Raw genomic sequence first — 16,068 nt, 5'->3', positions numbered from 1 at the left:
GCCGGCCGCCCCGGCGCGGGCGGCCCGGCCGCTGCCCCGGCGCACCCCGCGCCGCGCGGGCGCGGTGCAGGCGCTGGTCCTCGGGGCGCTGTCGCTGGTCGGCGGCGCCCGCTGGCTGCTGGGTCTGGGCGTGCTGGACGACCTGGTGGGTCGTCAACTGCCGTGGGTGCCGCACACGCCCTGGTGGCTGCTGGCCTGCGGCTGGCTGCTGCTGGGCAGCGCGGCGGGGCGGGCGCTGCTGTGCGGGCTGCTCGCGCGCGGGCTCACCGCGGGACTGCGGCCGGGGACGTACCCGCGCGGCGGGGCGGCGCACCTGCGGCTGTGGGCGGCGGAGCGGGCGGTCGCGCAGTTCAACCTGGCGGGGCTGCTGGGCACGCCGTGGGGGCGGCACTACGCCCGCCTGCTCGGCTGCCGGGTCGGCCGGGACGTGGACCTGCACGCGCTGCCGCCTGTGACCGGCCTGGCCCGGTTCGGCGCGGGCTGCGCGGTGGAGCCGGAGGCGGACCTGGCCGGCTGGTGGCTGGACGGGGACCAGCTGCGGCTGGGCGCGGTGGACATCGGCGCCGGGGCGCGGATCGGGGCCCGGTCGACGCTGCTGCCGGGCGCCGTGGTGGGCGCGGGCGCGGTCGTCGCCCCCGGCGCCTGCGTGGCGGGCGCCGTCCCGGCCGGCGCGGAGTGGCACGGCTCGCCGGCGCGTCCGATGGAGCCGGAGCAGGCGCAGGCCTGGCCCGCCCCCGTCCACCGGCGGTCGCGGCGCTGGGACGCCGCCTACGGCGTGTCACTGCTGTGCCTCGGGCTGCTGCCGTGGCTCGCGGCGGCCCCCGCGCTCGGGGCGCTCTGGGCGGTGCTGGATCTGGACCGGCACCCGGGACTGGGCCGGATAGTCGGCCAACTGCTCGTGCTGACACCGCCGTTGGCGGTGCTGACGACCGTCTGCTACGCGGCGCTGGTGGCCCTTCTGGTCCGCTGGTGCAGTCGGGGGATCACGCCGGGGTTCCATCCGGCCCACGGCCGCACCGGATGGTGCGTCTGGCTGGTCCACCAACTGGTGGCAGGCTCGCGCGGCTCCCTCTTCCCGTTCTACGCCAGCCTGTTGACGCCGACGTGGCTGCGGCTGCTGGGCGCGCGGGTGGGCCGCAGCGCCGAGCTGTCGACGGTCTCCGGGATGCCCTCGCTGCTGCGGGTGGACGACGGGGCCTTCCTGGCCGACGACACCCTGGTCGCACCCTTCGAACTGCGCGGCGGTTGGCTGCGCCTGGGCCACAGCAGGGTCGGCACGCGGGCCTTCGTCGGCAACTCCGGCATCGTCGGCCCCGGTCGCGAACTGCCGGACGGCGCCCTGGTCGGCGTGCTCTCGGACGCTCCCGCCTGGGCCGGACCGGGTACGTCGTGGCTCGGCCGCCCGCCGATGGCACTGCCGCGCGTGGCCGCGCAGCTCGACCCGGCCCGCACCTTCGACCCGCCGCGGCGTCTCGTCCTCGCCCGCGCGGCGGTGGAGCTGTGCCGGCTGCTGCCGGTGGTGGCCTCCGCCTGGCTGGGCGATCTCGCCCTGGGCGCCCTGCAGTTCACGGTGGACCGCGACTCGTGGCCGCTCTCGCTGGTGGCGGCCGCGGTGGTCGCGACCGCGCTGGGCATCGTCGCCCTGGCGCTGACCACGGCCGCCAAGTGGCTGCTGATGGGCCGCTTCCGGGCCGGGGAGCACCCGCTGTGGTCGCCGTTCGTCTGGCGCAACGAGCTGTTCGACTGCTTCCTGGAGACGCTGGCCATGCCGTGGCTGGGCTCGGCACTGCTGGGCACCCCGATGCTCGTCTGGTGGCTGCGCTCGCTGGGTGCGCGCATCGGCCGGGGTGCCTGGCTGGAGACGCACTGGCTGCCGGAGCCCGACCTCGTCACCATCGGCGCCCGCGCGAGCGTCAACCGGGGCACGGTGCTGCAGACGCACCTGTTCCACGACCGGCTGATGCGGCTGGACACGGTGCGGCTGGAGGCGGGCGCGACGCTGGGCCCGCACGCGATCGCGCTGCCCGGCTCACGGGTCGGCGCCGGTGCCGTGGTCGCCTCCTCGTCGCTGGTCATGGGCGGGGAGGAACTGCCCGCCGGCTCCTCCTGGGCGGGCAACCCGGTGTTGCCAGCGGACGGGGGCCTCGCGTAACGTCCACGGCAGACCTACCAGGAGGTGTTGAGGATGCAGCAGCCGGGCGAGTCCCGCCGCCGCGCCGTCCTCCTGGTCTCCCGCGCGCACATCGACCTGCAGCGCGTCGCCGCCGCCCTCTGTTGCGGCGCTCCCGTCACCGCCTGACGCACCTGTGACGCCCGCCGCCTGACGCCCGTTCAGGCGCCTCCACCGGTTCGGCCCGGCCACCCGCCCACGGTGGCCGGGTCCGCGCGCTTCCCTGCCGACAGCCGCATTCCCGGCGACCACCCCCCTGAGGAAGGCAGTTCCTGCCATGCCCGCAACTCCCCTGCGCCCCCTGCATCTTGCCGTCGCCCTGGACGGCACCGGCTGGCACCCCGCCTCCTGGCGGGAGCCGGAGGCCCGTCCCGCCGACCTGTTCCGGGCCGGCTACTGGGCCGGCCTCGTCCAGGAGGCCGAGCGCGGCCTGCTGGACTTCGTCACCCTGGAGGACGGCCTCGGCCTCCAGTCCGCCGACCGCTTCGAGCCGGACGATCGCACCGACCAGGTGCGCGGCCGCCTCGACGCCGCGCTGATCGCGGCCCGGGTCGCCCCGCTGACTCGCCACATCGGCGTCGTACCGACCGTCGTGGCGACCCACACCGAGCCCTTCCACGTCTCCAAGTCGATCGCCACCCTGGACTACGTCTCGACCGGCCGCGCCGGGGTGCGGGTGCAGGTGAGCGGCCGCCGCAACGAGGCCGCGCACTTCGGCCGCCGTCAACTGCCCACGGACTTCGACACCTTGCTGCACGAGCTGTTCGACGAGGCGGCGGACTGGGTGGAGGCGGTGCGGCGGCTCTGGGACAGCTGGGAGGACGACGCGGAGATCCGCGACGCCGCCACCGGCCGTTTCATCGACCGGGAGAAGCTGCACTACATCGACTTCGAGGGCCGCTTCTTCTCGGTGCGCGGCCCCTCGATCACCCCGCGCCCGCCGCAGGGCCAGCCGGTGGTCGCCGCGCTCGCCCACGCCACCGTCCCCTACGGCCTGGTCGGCCGCTCGGCCGACGTCCGCTTCACCACCCCGCACGGCCCCGAGCAGGTCCCCGGCATCGTCGCCGAGATCCGCGAGGCCCAGGAGCGGGCCGGACGCGGGGGCGAAACGCTGCACGTCTTCGGCGACCTGGTGGTGCTGCTCGACGAGACCGAGCGGGCCGCACGCGACCGGCTGTCCCGTCTGGACGACCTGGACGGCGGCGCACTCACCTCCGACGCCGAGGTGTTCACCGGGACGCCTGCGCAACTGGCGGACCGGCTGCAGGAGTTGGCCGCCGCCGGGCTGACCGGCTTCCGGTTGCGTCCGGCCGTGCTCGGCCACGACCTGCCCGCCGTCACCCGCGGCCTGGTGCCCGAACTGCAGGCGCGCGGCGCCTTCCGCACCGGCTACGAGGCCGACACCCTGCGCGGGCTGCTCGGCCTGCCGCGCCCCGCCAACCGCTACGCCGCCGCCTGAACGTCCGGAGAGGATCCCACCGATGAGCAAGCCCCTGAAGCAGATCCACCTGGCGGCCCACTTCCCCGGCGTCAACAACACCACGGTATGGAGCGACCCGGCGGCCGGCAGCCACATCGACTTCTCCTCCTTCGCCCACTTCGCCCGCACCGCCGAGCGGGCCAAGTTCGACTTCCTGTTCCTGGCCGAGGGCCTGCGCCTGCGCGAACAGGGCGGCAAGATCTACGACTTGGACGTCGTCGGCCGCCCCGACACCTTCACCGTGCTCGCCGCGCTGGCGGCGGTCACCGAACGGCTGGGCCTGACCGGCACCATCAACTCCACCTTCAACGAGCCCTACGAGGTGGCCCGGCAGTTCGCCTCCCTCGACCACCTCTCCGACGGCCGCGCCGCCTGGAACGTGGTCACCTCCTGGGACGCCTTCACCGGGGAGAACTTCCGCCGCGGCGGATTCCTCCCGGCCGAGGAGCGCTACGCGCGGGCGAAGAACTTCCTGACGGCGGCCCAGGTCCTCTTCGACTCCTGGGACGGCGGCGAGATCCTCGCCGACCAAGCCGCCGGCCGGTTCCTGCGCGACGCCCGGGCCGGGGCGTTCCGCCACCGCGACCAGCACTTCGACATCCACGGGCAGTTCAACGTGCCGCGCAGCCCCCAGGGCCGTCCGGTGATCTTCCAGGCCGGGGACTCCGACGAGGGCCGCGAGTTCGCCGCCTCCAGTGCCGACGCCATCTTCACCGGCCACAGCACCCTGGAGGCGGGCCGTGCCTTCTACGCCGACGTCAAGGGCCGGCTGGAGCGCTACGGCCGCCGCCGCGACCAACTGCTGGTCCTCCCGGCCGCGACCTTCGTGCTCGGCGACACCGACGCGGACGCCCGGGAGCGGGCCCGGGAGGTACGGCGGCAACAGGTCAGCGGCGCCACCGCGATCCGGTTCCTGGAGCAGCTGTGGAACCGGGACCTGTCCGGCTACGATCCGGACGGCCCGCTGCCGGAGGTCGACCCGCTGGTGAGCGAGGAGCGCATCTCCCAGGGCCGCGCCAGCGACCGCCGCTTCCGCGACCCGCTCGCGGTGGCCCGGGAGTGGCGCGAGCAGGCGGAGGCCGAGAAGCTGTCCATCCGCGAGCTGGTGATCGCCCGGACGGCCCGTCAGACCTTCGTCGGCACGGCCGAGTCGGTGGCCACGCAGATCAACGACCTGGTACAGGCGGACGCCAGCGACGGGTTCATCCTGGTCCCCCACATCACCCCCGGCGGACTGGACGTCTTCGCCGACACGGTGGTTCCGCTGCTCCAGGAGCGCGGCGTCTTCCGCGCGGACTACGAGGGCACGACCCTCCGCGACCACCTCGGCCTGGACCCCCTGCCCGCCCGGGACGCGTCGGCCCGCGCCTCCTGACCTCCGCCCCACCCGCACGGGCGCCCCGGCCCACCCGCCGGGGCGCGCCCGCGGCTGCGCCGGGCCGGGCTACGACGCCGCCCGCTCCAGGCGGTAGACGACCTGGCGGCGGTAGGGGCTGTCCGGCGGCGCGGACTCGTCCGCGAAGGCCGCACCGGGGTCCTCCGTCATGCCGAGCCGGCGCATCACCGCCTGCGAGGCGGTGTTCCCCTCGGCGGTGATGGCCAGGACTTCGGGCAGGCCCAAGGTCTCGAAGGCGAAGCCGACCACCGCCCGAGCCCCCTCGGTCGCATACCCGTGCCCCCAGGCGTCGGGGGCGAGCCGCCAGCCGATCTCGACGCCGCCGGCCAGGTGCGGGACGTCGTCGTCCACCGGGTCCATCCCGGTGAAACCGATGAACCGGCCCGTCTCGCGGACCTCCACCGCCCACCAGCCCCAGCCGCGCTCGTCGAGCGCGGCGCGGAACCGGGCGACGGACGCGGCGGCCTGATCCCGCGTCAGGACCGGCCCGAGGTAGCGGCGCACCTCCTCACGGGCGTTCATCGCCGCCCAGGGATCGAGGTCGCGGTCCTCCCACTGGCGCAGGAGCAGTCGTTCGGTGCGCAGTTCAGCCATGCGCCCGATCATAGGCACCGCCCGCGGCCCCGGTGGCCGGCCACCCTCCTGCGCGCCTCAGCCCGCGTCCCAGCGGGCGCCGAGTGCCAGGAGCTGGTCCCGGTGCTCGACGGCCGCGACCCAGTCCTGCGGCCAGGCGGCCAGGCCGTGCCGCGCTCCGGCGAAGGCGCCGGTGAGGGCCGCGATGGAGTCGGAGTCGCCGGACGAGTGCGCCGCCCGGCGCACGGCGGCGACCGGGTCGTCCGGCAGCAGCAGGAAGCAGTACAGGCCGGTGGCCAGGGCCTCCTCCGCGATCCACCCGTCCCCGGTGGCCAGGCAGGGGTCGGCGTCCAGGTCGGGGGCGGCGAGCGCCGCCTCCAGCCGGGCGAGTGCGGCCAGGGTCTCCGCCCAGCCGCGCCGGCTGAACGAGACGGGGTCCGGGTCCTGCGTGCGGTCCGCCAGGTCCCCGAGCCAGTGGGCGTGGTAGCGGGCCGAGTTGGCCTCGGCGTAGGCCCGCAGCTCGCCGACCAGCTCTGCGGGCCCGGTGCCGGCGGCGAGCAACCGCACCGCCTGCGCGGTCAAGTCGCTCGCGGCCAGCCCGGTGGGGTGGCCGTGCGTCAGCGCGGCCTGCAGCTGGGCGGCGCCCGCCTGCTGATCGGCCGTCAGGCCGGGGACCAGGCCGAGCGGGTGCACCCGCATGTTCGCCCCGCAGCCCTTCGAACCCATGACCGTGGCGTCCTGCCAGGCGGCGACCTGGCTCAGCCCCTCGCAGGCGCGCAGACAGGTCATGCCCGGCGCGCGGTTGTTCTCCGGCGACCGCCACCACTCGACGAACCGCTCCCGCAGCAGCGGCTCCAACCCGCCCGGGCCGAGCGTCCCGTGGGCGTCGAGCGCGTCCCGCACGGCGAAGCCGACGGCCAGGGCCATCTGCGTGTCATCGGTGATGTACGCGACCCCGTCCACCACCGGCAGCGGCAGCTCCCGCCACGGCCCGAAACGGTGGTCGATCTGCGCGCTGCTCTGGAACTCGGTCGGAAACCCCATCGCGTCCCCGAGTGCGGACCCGATCAGCGCCCCACTGGCCGCGGTCGCCACGCCCCGCGTCCTCCCTGGCCCCTCGTCCCCGACCCGCACCACCGGCTCGCCCACCCCGCTGCCCCCATTCCCTTCGGTATCCGTCGTCCAGTCTCCCGCAACCGAGGACCAGCGCCCGCCCCGCCCGGGTCGGCTTGCGCCGACGACCCGGCCCGGACCGCCAACTGACGCTGCGCCGGGTCCCGCTCGCGGGTCGAGGCTCCCCCGTGCCGAGGCCGGTGGCGCCGCCGAGGACGAGTGCGGCACAAGGATGCCTGGTCGGCGGCCGGGTCCGCCGAGGATTTCCGTGGGAGGCGGTCGGCGCCAGCACGCCTCGGGGTCGTTGGGTGATCGTTCCTTCGGGTGCGGTGCATCGGGAGCGATCAGTACCGGACAGCACAGCGCGGCTGGAAACGATCGGTGGCGGTCAAAACGATGCAGGAACGAACAGGCCCGCTGCTGCAACGAAAGCGATTTGTCGTCACGGTAGAGGCCGACGGGGGTGGGGCGCGCAGGCCACGACGGAGTGGGCCGCGCGGCCGTACTGAGTCGAAGTCGCTGGAAGGGGCTGCCCATGGAGACCCGGGTGGATGTCGGTGCCTACTTCACCGGGCCCGCGCAGGAGAGACTGCGTGACGAGGTGCGCCGCTTCGCGGAGCACCAAGTGCGGCCTCTGATCCCGGACATGGAAGCGGACCGCGGGGTCCAGTACGAACTGTCGCGGCTGATCGCCCGTCAGGGCTGGATCGCGGTGACCGTCGGGCGCGAGTACGGCGGCATGGCGCTGGGACACGTGGGCAAGACCGTCGTCATCGAGGAGCTGTCCCGGGTCAGCGGGGCGATGGGCGCGATGGCGCAGGCCTCCCAGCTCGGCGTGGCCAAGATCCTGCACTTCGGCAGCGAGGAGCAGAAGTCCCGCTGGCTGCCCCGGATCGCCTCCGGCGACTGCCTGCCGACCATCGCCGTCACCGAGCCCGACTCCGGCGGCCATGTCCTGGCCATGCAGGCGAGCGCCCGCCGCGAGGGCGACGAGTACGTGCTCAACGGCAGCAAGGTGTTCGTCGGCAACAGCCACGTCGGCGACCTGCACGGCGTGGTGGTGCGCACCGGCGAGGGCTCCTCGGGCCTGTCCGCCTTCCTCGTCGAGGCCGACAGGCCGGGCTTCCGCCTGGGCGCGCACCGCCCGTCGATGGGCCTGCACGGCTTCAGCTTCGGCGAGCTGATCTTCGAGAACTGCCGGATCCCCGCAACCAACCTGCTGGGCAAGGAGGGTGACGGCCTGGCGGTGGCCTACTCCTCCAGCATCCTGTACGGCCGCGCGAATCTCGGCGCGGTGGCCCTCGGCATCCACCAGGCCCTGGTCGAGGACACCGCGGAGTTCGTCGCCAAGCGCCATCTCTACGGCGCGCCGCTGGCCGAACTGGGCGCGGTCCAGCAGAAGCTGGGCGCGATGCAGAGCCGGCTGATGACGGCCCGCCTCGCCCTGTACCACGCCACCCACCTGCTGGACCGCGGGCTGCCCTGCGACGCGGAGCTGCAGAACGCCAAGCTCGTCAACGTCGAGTACGCCCTGGACTCGGCCCGCCAGGCCATGGAGATCCACGGCGCCTGCGGGCTCTTCCCGGACCGACCGGTGGAGCGCTACGTGCGCGACGCCTTCCACATCTTCGCCCCGGCCGGCACCAGCGACGTCCAGCGGCTGCGGCTGGCCGAGTTCGCCCTGGGCCGCAACCGCGGCCAGTGGAGCGAGCGGCTGTCGGACAAGGTCCGGATGCCGGCGTAGGGCCAGGAGACGGCGGAGCAGCTCCGCGACTGACGCGCGACGGCGGGCGGCGGGCCGGCGGGAAACGCGACGGCCCACCGCACCCTCAGGGGTGCGGTGGGCCGTCGCGCCGACTGCCGCTCAGGGCTGCTGCGGGGCCTGCCGCTTGCGGATCTCGTCCATCAGCCGGTCGCGGTAGTCGCGGATGAACTCCAGCCCCTCGCGGCCCCAGGGGCGGGGCTCGGTGTCAACGATGCAGATGGTGCCCAGTGTCGTCCCCGTCTCCTCGTCGATGAGCGGGGCGCCCAGATAGGTGCGGATGCCGATCAGGTCCACCACCTCGTTCGACGCGAAGCGCGGGTACGCGCACACGTCGTCCAGCACCAGGGCCTTGCGCCGGTCCAGCACGTGGGGGCAGTAGCCGTGCTGACGGTCCATCACCCGCCCCACCTCGGGCTGGGCGGCGTCCGCGCCCGGGGAGGCGGGCTGCGGCACGTGCAGCCCGGCGAAGTACTGGTGGTCGGTGATCAGATTGACCATCGCGTAGGGCGTGCTCGAACTGCCCGTCAACTCCGCCGCCTTCTCGGCGAGTTCCGCCGCGAAGGCGTCGAACTCCGCGATCGGCACGCCGTCGCCGAGCCCCAGCTCGGCCAGGCGCTGCTGCCGCCGCGGCAGTTCCGCGTCCTCGGGGGCCAGCAGGTGCCGACCCGTCTCCGGGTCGAAGGTACTCATCGGATTCCTCACACTCCAGAAAGGGAGAGCCGGTAGGCGTACTCCAGCAGGGTCAGCAGCACCTGGCGCCCGGACACCGTGTCCCTGGCGTCGCACAGCAGCACCGGCACGTCCGGCTTGAGCTCCAGGGCGTCGCGGACCTCCTCCGGGCTGTAGCTGTACGCGCCGTCGAACTCGTTGACCGCGACGACGAAGGGGATGCCGCGCAGTTCGAAGTACTCGACCGCGGCGAAGCAGTCGAGCAGCCGCCGGGTGTCGGCGAGGACCACCGCGCCGATCGCACCCAGCGCCAGGTCGTCCCACATGAACCAGAACCGCTCCTGCCCGGGCGTGCCGAACAGCAGCAGCACGATCTTCCGGGAGGCCAGGGTGATCCGCCCGAAGTCCATGCTGACGGTGGTCGTGGTCTTGCCCGAGACGCCCTCCAGCCGGTCCGTGCCGAGGCTGGCCGTGGTCAGCGTCTCGTCGGTGGTCAGCGGCTCGATCTCGCTGACCGCACCGACCATGGTGGTCTTGCCGACGCCGAAGCCGCCCGCGATCACGATCTTCATCGCGGTGAGGTCGTCGTCAGAGCTCGCGAAGGCCGGCAATGATCTGCTCCAGAAGTCGTGGGTCCTTGGGGTCGGCCGCCTTCGCCGGGGACGCCAGTACCAGCGCCCCGGTGTCCAGCAGGTCGGACAGCAGCACCTTGGTGATCTGCGCGGGCTGGCGCAGGGTGCCGGCCAGTTCGGCCACCGAGCGCGGGAACACCCGGCACAGGTCGACGGCCTGCGCGTGCTCCGCGTCCAGGCCGTGCGGGCTGCCGGCCCGACCGGCCCGCAGCATCGAGGCCAGCTCTAACCTGCGGCTGGGTTGGGTGCGGCCCCCGGTGACGACGTACGGGCGCAGCTTGGGCAGCTCGTCGTCGACCCAGGGGTCGTCGCCGGGGTAGTCCTCCGGGCTCATCGGAGGCCTCAGAGTCCGGCCCCGCGCGGCGGGGTGGACAGGTAGCCGGAGACGCTCTTCACCAACTGGGCCATCTCGTAGCCGATCAGGGCCGGGTCGGCCTCGCCGGAGGCCAGCACGGCGAGGACCGCGCCCGCGCCGGCGGCCGAGACGAACAGCAGCGCGCCGTCGTGCTCGACGACGACCTGCCGGACCTCGCCGCCGGCCTGGCCGTGCAGGTGGCCGATGCCCTTGCCGAGGGAGAACAGTCCGGTGGCGATGGCGCTGAGGCGGTCGCTGTCGTCGACGCCCAGACCGTGCGTGTGCTTGCGCACACCGTCGGTCGAGGCGACGACGGCGCTGCGCGCGTGCGGGACCCGCTTCACGAACTGCTCCAGGAGCCAGTCGAGGTCGGCCGACTGGCCCGCGGACGGGGACGTGGCGGTGGTCAAGTCAATCTCCTTGGACGGTACGGGGGTTGAACTCTGGTGGGACTCGCGGCTCACTGGTCCGGGTCCTCGGCACGCTGCTGGCCGAGCGAGAAGCGGGCCATCAGGTCGGGCGTGGGTCCGGGCCTGGCCGAGCCGGGCTGGGAGATCCGGTCGCGCAGTTCGGGAACCAGGTAGCTGCCGGTGCGCCGGGGCAGCGGCGGCCGCTCGCCCGCGCCCGGCGCGGGCGCGGTGCCGGAGCCCCCGTGCTCCATGGCTCCGCCGGGCGTCCAGCCCCCGCCCGCGACCGGCGCGTTCCACGCCTGCGGGACGGACGCCTCCTCAGGCGCGGCGGCGACACCGGGCCTCGGTCGCACCGGCAGCGCCTCCCGCGCCTGCTCCGGCCCTCCGGCCGACTCCCCGGGCCGCCCGGCACCGGCGGGATCGGCGTGACCGGCGGCGTTCTGACGCTCCGACCCTGCGGCCGGACGGCCGTCCCCCGTTCGCGCGGACCAGCTGCCGCCCGCTCCGGCGGCGTTGGCCACGCCGTAGGCGGCCGAACCGCCACTGACGGAGGCCCCGGACCAACCGTTGCCCGCTCCTGGGGCTGGGTGCCCCTCGGCGCCCCCGGCCGTCGCCTGCGCGGGTCGGTGGCCGCCCGTGGGAGAGCCAGACCAACTGCCGCCCACGCCTGCGCCGTTGCGCCCATCAGGTCCGGGAACCGCCGCCGTGGCGGCTCCGCTGCCGTTGTCCGTGCTCCCCGCCCAAGCTGTGCCCGCGACGTGGTGGGGCTCGGCGCCTGCCGCCTGCGTCCCGGCGCCCGGGGCGCCGACGACGGGGCTGCCGGACCAACTGGCGTCCGGCCCCTGGGTTGCGGGCCAACCGCCGGCCTGCGCACCGCCTTCGAGAGCCGCCTGGCCCGTCCACTNGTGCCCGCGACGTGGTGGGGCTCGGCGCCTGCCGCCTGCGTCCCGGCGCCCGGGGCGCCGACGACGGGGCTGCCGGACCAACTGGCGTCCGGCCCCTGGGTTGCGGGCCAACCGCCGGCCTGCGCACCGCCTTCGAGAGCCGCCTGGCCCGTCCACTGCTGCTGGGCCGGAGGCCAGGACCGGCCGCCCGACGCGGCGTCAGCCGCACCCGGATCCGGCACCGCACCCACCGCCCCGGCGGAGCCGACACCCCGCTGCTGGGCCGGAGGCCAGGACCGGCCGCCCGACGCGGCGTCAGCCGCACCCGGATCCGGCACCGCACCCACCGCCCCGGCGGAGCCGACACCCCGCTGCGCGGACCAGGCTCCGGCGGCCTGTCCGGCGTTCGCCCAAGCGGAGTCGCCCCCGCCGTGGGCCGTTCGGGCGTCCTGGGAGTTCGGCTCCCGCCAGGCGGTCGAGCCGGTCCAGTCGATCACGGGCGCGTCGGCGCCGGAGTCACCCGTCGTCCCCGGGAGCGGAGCGGCTGTCGCGCCGGTCCAGTCGGCCGTGCCGGACTCCTCGCCGCGCCACGTCCCCGCAGCGGAGCGGCCCGCGCCGACCGCGGCAGCGGCCGGCGCGGCCTGACGCCGGGGCAACTCGTCCGTCCGGACCGGGGCCTGACGGGGCGCCGCCGCCGGCGGCGCCGCGGGCTCGGTCTCCAGCAGGGCCAGCGGGATCACCACCACGGCCTGCGTGCCGCCGTAGATGTTGGACTGCGCCCGCACCGCGATGCCGTGCCGCTGGGCCAGTCGGGCGACGACGAAGAGGCCGATGCGGCCGTCCTTCAGCTGCTCGCCCAGGTCCACCAGGTCGGGGCGGGTGAGCAGGCGCTCCAGCCGGTCCCGCTCCTCCAGCGGGATGCCCAGGCCGCGGTCGTCGATCTCGATGGCGAGGCCCGCGGCGACCAGTTGGGCCCGCACGTGGACCTGGGTCTCCGGGCGGGAGAAGTTCGTGGCGTTCTCGATGAGCTCGGCCACCAAGTGGATCACGTCGGTCACCACGTGGCCCTTGAGCGTCCCCTCCACCGGGCGGAGGATCTTGACGCGGGCGTACTGCTCGATCTCCGACAGCGCCTGCCGCAGCACGGTGTAGACGGCGACCGGACGGCCGATCCGGCGCGGGGTCGCCCCGCCCAGCACGGCCAGGGACTCGACGTGGCGCCGCAGCCGGGTGCCCAGGTGGTCCACCCGGAGCAGGCCGCCGAGCAGCTCGGGGTCCTCGACCTCGCCCTCCAGCGCGTCGAGTTCCTGCAGCGAGCGGGTGACCAGGGACTGCAGCCGCCGCGCGATGTTGACGAACACCTCGACCTGCTGGTGCGCCGAGGCGTGCAGCACGGCCATCGCGGCCTCGTGGTGCAGCAGCCGCAGCTCCTGGTCGAGGGCGGCGTAGGCGTCACCCGGCGTCACCGGGGCCGGTGCGGCGGGCTGTTCGGGCCGGCCGCCGTGCAGCACCTGCTGCAGCATCTCGCGCAGCTCGCCGCGGGCCGCCGCGACGGCGGCGGAGTAGTGGGCCACCCAGTCGCGGACCAGCGCCTCGCGCGTTTCCTCCCGCCGGCGTGCCTCACGTTCCGCGCGCCGGGCCCGGCGCGCGGCCAGGGCCAGCACGAGGACCGTCAGCACGGCGAAGGCGCCGATGACCGTCAGGCCGACCGCAGGTGACGACCCGTCGGTCGTCCTGCCGGCGGACGGAGCGGAGGCGGTGAGGTACTGGATCGCGAGCGCGGCACCGCCGAGGACGGCGACGAGGGCCGCGGGCGCGACGGTGAGGCGGAGCAGCCGTGTGCGCTCGGAGGGCAGGTCAGTCATCAACGTCCTTGCAACGGGCGGGTACAACAGGCTTCACAACCGGCATCATGTGCACATCAGGCCAATCCCACCCTGTCCGGGCGGAGCGATCGTTGCCACCGCCGATGTGATCGTTCGGCGATCGTTTGTCCGCTGACGGCATGTCACAGTCCGCTCATCGCGCCGAGGTGGCGCAGGGCGCGGTCGACGCCGGCGAGGTCGACCAGACGGGAGCGGGGGCGCAGCATTCCGGCCAGTCCGTAGCCCGCGAACTCCCGGCAGCGGCCGGTGAGCCAGGCCCAGTCCAGGTCCAGGTAGCCGGCCAGGGCCCGCAACCGGCGCGCCGGGTCCGCGCCGCGGACCACGCCCGCTGCCCGGGCGTGCTGCACGGCCTGCGCGTAGACGCGCAGCTGCGGGCGGGAGTCCACCGTGTCGGCGTGCCAGACCCCCTCGGCGCGCAGCCAGTTGGCCACGACGGCGCGGCGGCCGGGCAGCAGCAGGAACTCGTCCATCTGTGCGTACTCCTGCTCCGTGCAGACCCGCACGGTGACGCCCGCGGACTCCATCCGGGCGGCCGCGAGCAGCACCAGCAGCCGCTCGTAGCGCTCGCTCTCCTTGACCTGGGCCTCGGGGAGGCAGAGCGCGACGGCCGTCCCGGACGGGCGCTCGGCGCGGTCGATCCGCTCCTGCTCACCGCGGAACAGCAGCCAGGCGGCGGCCTCCTCGCCGCTGCGGATGCGACTCCAGGCCTGCACCTCGTCGAGCGGCTGCGCCCCGAGGCGGCGGGCGGTGTGCAGGCCGCAGAACCGCGAACCCAGCCAGGCCGCACCGACGTTGGACAGCTCGGGCACGGCCGCACGGGCGACCGCGGACCGCGGGTGGTCCAGATGGTGGACCAACCGGGCTTCCTCAGCCGCGAGTTCGTGGTCGTCGGCGCCGAGGGCGTCGTCCACGTTGAGCACCGCCCAGAGCAGCGCGTAGCTGAGGTCGTCGAGCCGGTAGGCCAGCGGGACCGGCAGCGTCTCGACCGGGTCGACGGCCAGGTGGCGGCGTCCGTGGGCGGCGTCGAGAACGAAGAGTTCGTCGTTGCCCGCCCCCGCGAGGGACGCCAGCAGCAGCGCCCGCCGCGTGGGCTGGACGAAGGCGCGCAGGTGGGGGTGGTCCTCGGGGCCGATCAGCACGACATCGTCCTGGGACGCGGCCTCGTACAGCTGGACCGGGACGAAGGTCCCGTCGAACAGCGTGCGGCCGTGCAGCTGCCAGACCCCGCCGAGGCCGGGACCGGACGCCACGGGGTTGAGCGACGAGCTGCTCCATCCGGCGTCGAGCGCGCGCGCCACAGCGGGCGACGCCGGGTGCGGCGGGCGCGCGGGGACGATCTCGCGCGTGGGGGCGGGGGCGAGCAGCGCCTGTACGTCCACGCCGAGCAGATGCTCCAGCACGGTCGCCGTGTCGCCGCGTGGGGCCTGCTCCCCGGCCAGCCAGCGCTTGAAGGTCACCCGCGAGGCGGTCACCGTGCCGAGCCGGGGGTTGCCCAGCTCGCGCGCGGCGCGCCGGGCGGCCTGGTCGAAGTGCAGCTCGAAGCGGCTCCAGGTGTCCCAGCCCTGACGCTGCAACAGGACCCGCAGCAGCGTGGGCTGTTCGCCCGGCTCGCCCGGACGGCTTCTGGTCTCGACCGACATGTGCAAAAACGGAAGCAGAACCGGACGTTCCGGAGCCAGTGCACACAGGGGGCACACTTCGCCACTGGTACGCACACAGTTGCTCCCCCGATCTCCCCCGATGCGCGTTTCGAACCCCGCGCAGGTGAGCGATAGAGTCGGGCGGGTGATCAAGGCGACCGTCGGCACCGGACCAGGGTCAGCCGCCACACCGCGGCGCCCCAACGTCCAACTCTCCTTGCTCATCGAGGAGGCGGGCTTCTCCCGCCTCGCCCTGGCGCGCTCCGTCCGCGAGGCACTGGCCCGCCGCGGCCTGCCCGCCCGGTGCACCCACAACAACGTGCGGCGCTGGTGCGACGGGCACAGCTCGCGCTCGGTGCCGCCCGAGGTGATCGCCGAGGTGCTGGCCGAGCGGCTGGGCCGGATCGTGACGGCAGCGGACATCGGCATGGCCGACCGCGCCGAGGAACCGCCGGTCGGCTACGCGGCCTTCGTGGAGACCCCGGCGGCGGTCGCCGGCGGCGCCCGCGCCCTGTGGCGGGCCGACCTGGACGATGCCCCCTCCACCCAACAGGAGATCCCGGCCGCGGCCCTGAGCACGCCGGTGCTGCGCTGGCTGGTCTCCGACCCCGCGCCCGCACCCAGCAACCGGGGCCGCCGCCAGGTCACCGAGGCCGATCTGGTCAACCTGCGTGCGCAGGCCCGCCTCTTCGACGAACTCGCCCGCCGCCAGGGCGGCGGCGCGGCCCGGCGTCCCGCCGTGCAGTACCTGCTCAGCACGCTCGCCCCGGTGCTGACAGGCCGTTACGGCACGGCGCTGGGACGGGAGTTGTTCCGCGCGGCGGGGGAGGCGGTGCTCGCCGTGGCGGGACACACCGCGGACACTCCGCGCCACGGCCTGACCCGCCGCTACCACGTGCTCGCGCTGAACATGGCCCACCAGGCCGGCGACCGGGAACTGGGCGGCGCGGTCCTGGTCTCGCTCGCCGAACACCTGCTCGCCTGCGGCGAGCTGGACGCGTCGTCGGACGTGCTCGGCGCGGCACGCCAGGGCGCGGGCCGCTCGGCCGCGTGGCACGCGGCAGCCGCCCGCCTCGCCGCGGAACGCGGCGAGGC

General features: G+C 74.8%; 13 protein-coding genes and 1 pseudogene. 6 read left to right on the top strand and 8 right to left on the bottom strand.

Translation table 11 applies throughout. The features are described from left to right. The 4 genes from ACFP3V_RS02770 to ACFP3V_RS02755 all read left to right on the top strand — a co-directional run. Positions 1 to 2,152 (top strand): Pls/PosA family non-ribosomal peptide synthetase (locus ACFP3V_RS02770; protein WP_380579276.1); only part of this gene is annotated, 2,152 nt, incomplete at its 5' end. A 33-nt stretch (positions 2,153 to 2,185) separates the two neighbouring features. Beyond that, positions 2,186 to 2,299, top strand: a complete 114-nt coding sequence (locus tag ACFP3V_RS02765) for a putative leader peptide (RefSeq protein ID WP_380579274.1) — start codon at positions 2,186 to 2,188, stop codon at positions 2,297 to 2,299. A gap of 148 nt (positions 2,300 to 2,447) precedes the next feature. Next, the gene (locus ACFP3V_RS02760; RefSeq protein WP_380579272.1) at positions 2,448 to 3,629 is read left to right on the top strand and encodes an LLM class flavin-dependent oxidoreductase; all 1,182 of its coding nucleotides are present in this window, start codon (positions 2,448 to 2,450) and stop codon (positions 3,627 to 3,629) included. 22 nt (positions 3,630 to 3,651) lie between these two features. Beyond that, entirely contained in the window at positions 3,652 to 5,025 is a 1,374-nt protein-coding gene (locus ACFP3V_RS02755) for an NtaA/DmoA family FMN-dependent monooxygenase (protein ID WP_380579270.1), read from the top strand. Between the two features lie 69 nt (positions 5,026 to 5,094). Here ACFP3V_RS02755 and ACFP3V_RS02750 read toward each other — a convergent pair whose 3' ends face one another. Both ACFP3V_RS02750 and ACFP3V_RS02745 read right to left on the bottom strand, forming a co-directional pair. Continuing rightward, positions 5,095 to 5,640: a GNAT family N-acetyltransferase gene (locus ACFP3V_RS02750; RefSeq protein WP_380579268.1), complete on the bottom strand. Its 546-nt coding sequence runs from the start codon at positions 5,638 to 5,640 to the stop codon at positions 5,095 to 5,097. 57 nt (positions 5,641 to 5,697) lie between these two features. Beyond that, complete coding sequence (locus tag ACFP3V_RS02745; RefSeq protein WP_380579266.1) at positions 5,698 to 6,714, bottom strand: ADP-ribosylglycohydrolase family protein; 1,017 nt, start codon at positions 6,712 to 6,714, stop codon at positions 5,698 to 5,700. Positions 6,715 to 7,267: 553 nt separating this feature from the next. Here ACFP3V_RS02745 and ACFP3V_RS02740 point away from each other — a divergent pair. Further along, the gene (locus ACFP3V_RS02740) at positions 7,268 to 8,476 is read left to right on the top strand and encodes an acyl-CoA dehydrogenase family protein (RefSeq protein WP_380579264.1); all 1,209 of its coding nucleotides are present in this window, start codon (positions 7,268 to 7,270) and stop codon (positions 8,474 to 8,476) included. A 120-nt stretch (positions 8,477 to 8,596) separates the two neighbouring features. Here the strand turns inward: ACFP3V_RS02740 and ACFP3V_RS02735 are convergent, their stop codons facing one another. The 6 genes from ACFP3V_RS02735 to ACFP3V_RS02710 all read right to left on the bottom strand — a co-directional run bounded on the left by ACFP3V_RS02735 (position 8,597) and on the right by ACFP3V_RS02710 (position 14,973). Beyond that, the gene (locus tag ACFP3V_RS02735) at positions 8,597 to 9,187 is read right to left on the bottom strand and encodes a GAF domain-containing protein (RefSeq protein ID WP_380579262.1); all 591 of its coding nucleotides are present in this window, start codon (positions 9,185 to 9,187) and stop codon (positions 8,597 to 8,599) included. A gap of 8 nt (positions 9,188 to 9,195) precedes the next feature. Beyond that, positions 9,196 to 9,738, bottom strand: a complete 543-nt coding sequence (locus tag ACFP3V_RS02730; protein ID WP_380579278.1) for a GTP-binding protein — start codon at positions 9,736 to 9,738, stop codon at positions 9,196 to 9,198. Between the two features lie 16 nt (positions 9,739 to 9,754). Then, entirely contained in the window at positions 9,755 to 10,132 is a 378-nt protein-coding gene (locus ACFP3V_RS02725) for a DUF742 domain-containing protein (protein ID WP_380579260.1), read from the bottom strand. 8 nt (positions 10,133 to 10,140) lie between these two features. Beyond that, positions 10,141 to 10,563 carry a roadblock/LC7 domain-containing protein gene (locus ACFP3V_RS02720; RefSeq protein WP_380579258.1) on the bottom strand — a complete coding sequence of 141 codons (423 nt, stop codon included), beginning with the start codon at positions 10,561 to 10,563 and terminating at the stop codon, positions 10,141 to 10,143. A 100-nt stretch (positions 10,564 to 10,663) separates the two neighbouring features. Beyond that, a complete protein-coding gene (locus tag ACFP3V_RS02715; protein WP_465270089.1) occupies positions 10,664 to 12,847 on the bottom strand; it encodes a sensor histidine kinase in 2,184 nt (727 codons plus the stop codon). A 608-nt stretch (positions 12,848 to 13,455) separates the two neighbouring features. Next, positions 13,456 to 14,973, bottom strand: a complete 1,518-nt coding sequence (locus tag ACFP3V_RS02710) for a hypothetical protein (RefSeq protein ID WP_380579254.1) — start codon at positions 14,971 to 14,973, stop codon at positions 13,456 to 13,458. 145 nt (positions 14,974 to 15,118) lie between these two features. Here ACFP3V_RS02710 and ACFP3V_RS02705 point away from each other — a divergent pair. Next, positions 15,119 to 16,068: pseudogene (locus ACFP3V_RS02705) on the top strand (hypothetical protein); the annotation flags it as partial.

Origin of the sequence: Streptacidiphilus monticola (genome assembly GCF_042658505.1) — a bacterium.
Lineage (GTDB): Bacteria > Actinomycetota > Actinomycetes > Streptomycetales > Streptomycetaceae > Streptacidiphilus > Streptacidiphilus monticola.
This window is presented reverse-complemented; position numbering and strand designations above follow the sequence as displayed.

Bases quoted from the DNA above. Each gene is read 5' to 3' on its own strand.
- ACFP3V_RS02765 (WP_380579274.1), top strand. From the start codon at position 2,186: ATGCAGCAGCCGGGCGAGTCCCGCCGCCGCGCCGTCCTCCTGGTCTCC.
- ACFP3V_RS02760 (WP_380579272.1), top strand. From the start codon at position 2,448: ATGCCCGCAACTCCCCTGCGCCCCCTGCATCTTGCCGTCGCCCTGGAC.
- ACFP3V_RS02755 (WP_380579270.1), top strand. From the start codon at position 3,652: ATGAGCAAGCCCCTGAAGCAGATCCACCTGGCGGCCCACTTCCCCGGC.
- ACFP3V_RS02750 (WP_380579268.1), bottom strand. From the start codon at position 5,640: ATGGCTGAACTGCGCACCGAACGACTGCTCCTGCGCCAGTGGGAGGAC.
- ACFP3V_RS02740 (WP_380579264.1), top strand. From the start codon at position 7,268: ATGGAGACCCGGGTGGATGTCGGTGCCTACTTCACCGGGCCCGCGCAG.
- ACFP3V_RS02735 (WP_380579262.1), bottom strand. From the start codon at position 9,187: ATGAGTACCTTCGACCCGGAGACGGGTCGGCACCTGCTGGCCCCCGAG.
- ACFP3V_RS02730 (WP_380579278.1), bottom strand. From the start codon at position 9,738: ATGAAGATCGTGATCGCGGGCGGCTTCGGCGTCGGCAAGACCACCATG.
- ACFP3V_RS02725 (WP_380579260.1), bottom strand. From the start codon at position 10,132: ATGAGCCCGGAGGACTACCCCGGCGACGACCCCTGGGTCGACGACGAG.
- ACFP3V_RS02710 (WP_380579254.1), bottom strand. From the start codon at position 14,973: ATGTCGGTCGAGACCAGAAGCCGTCCGGGCGAGCCGGGCGAACAGCCC.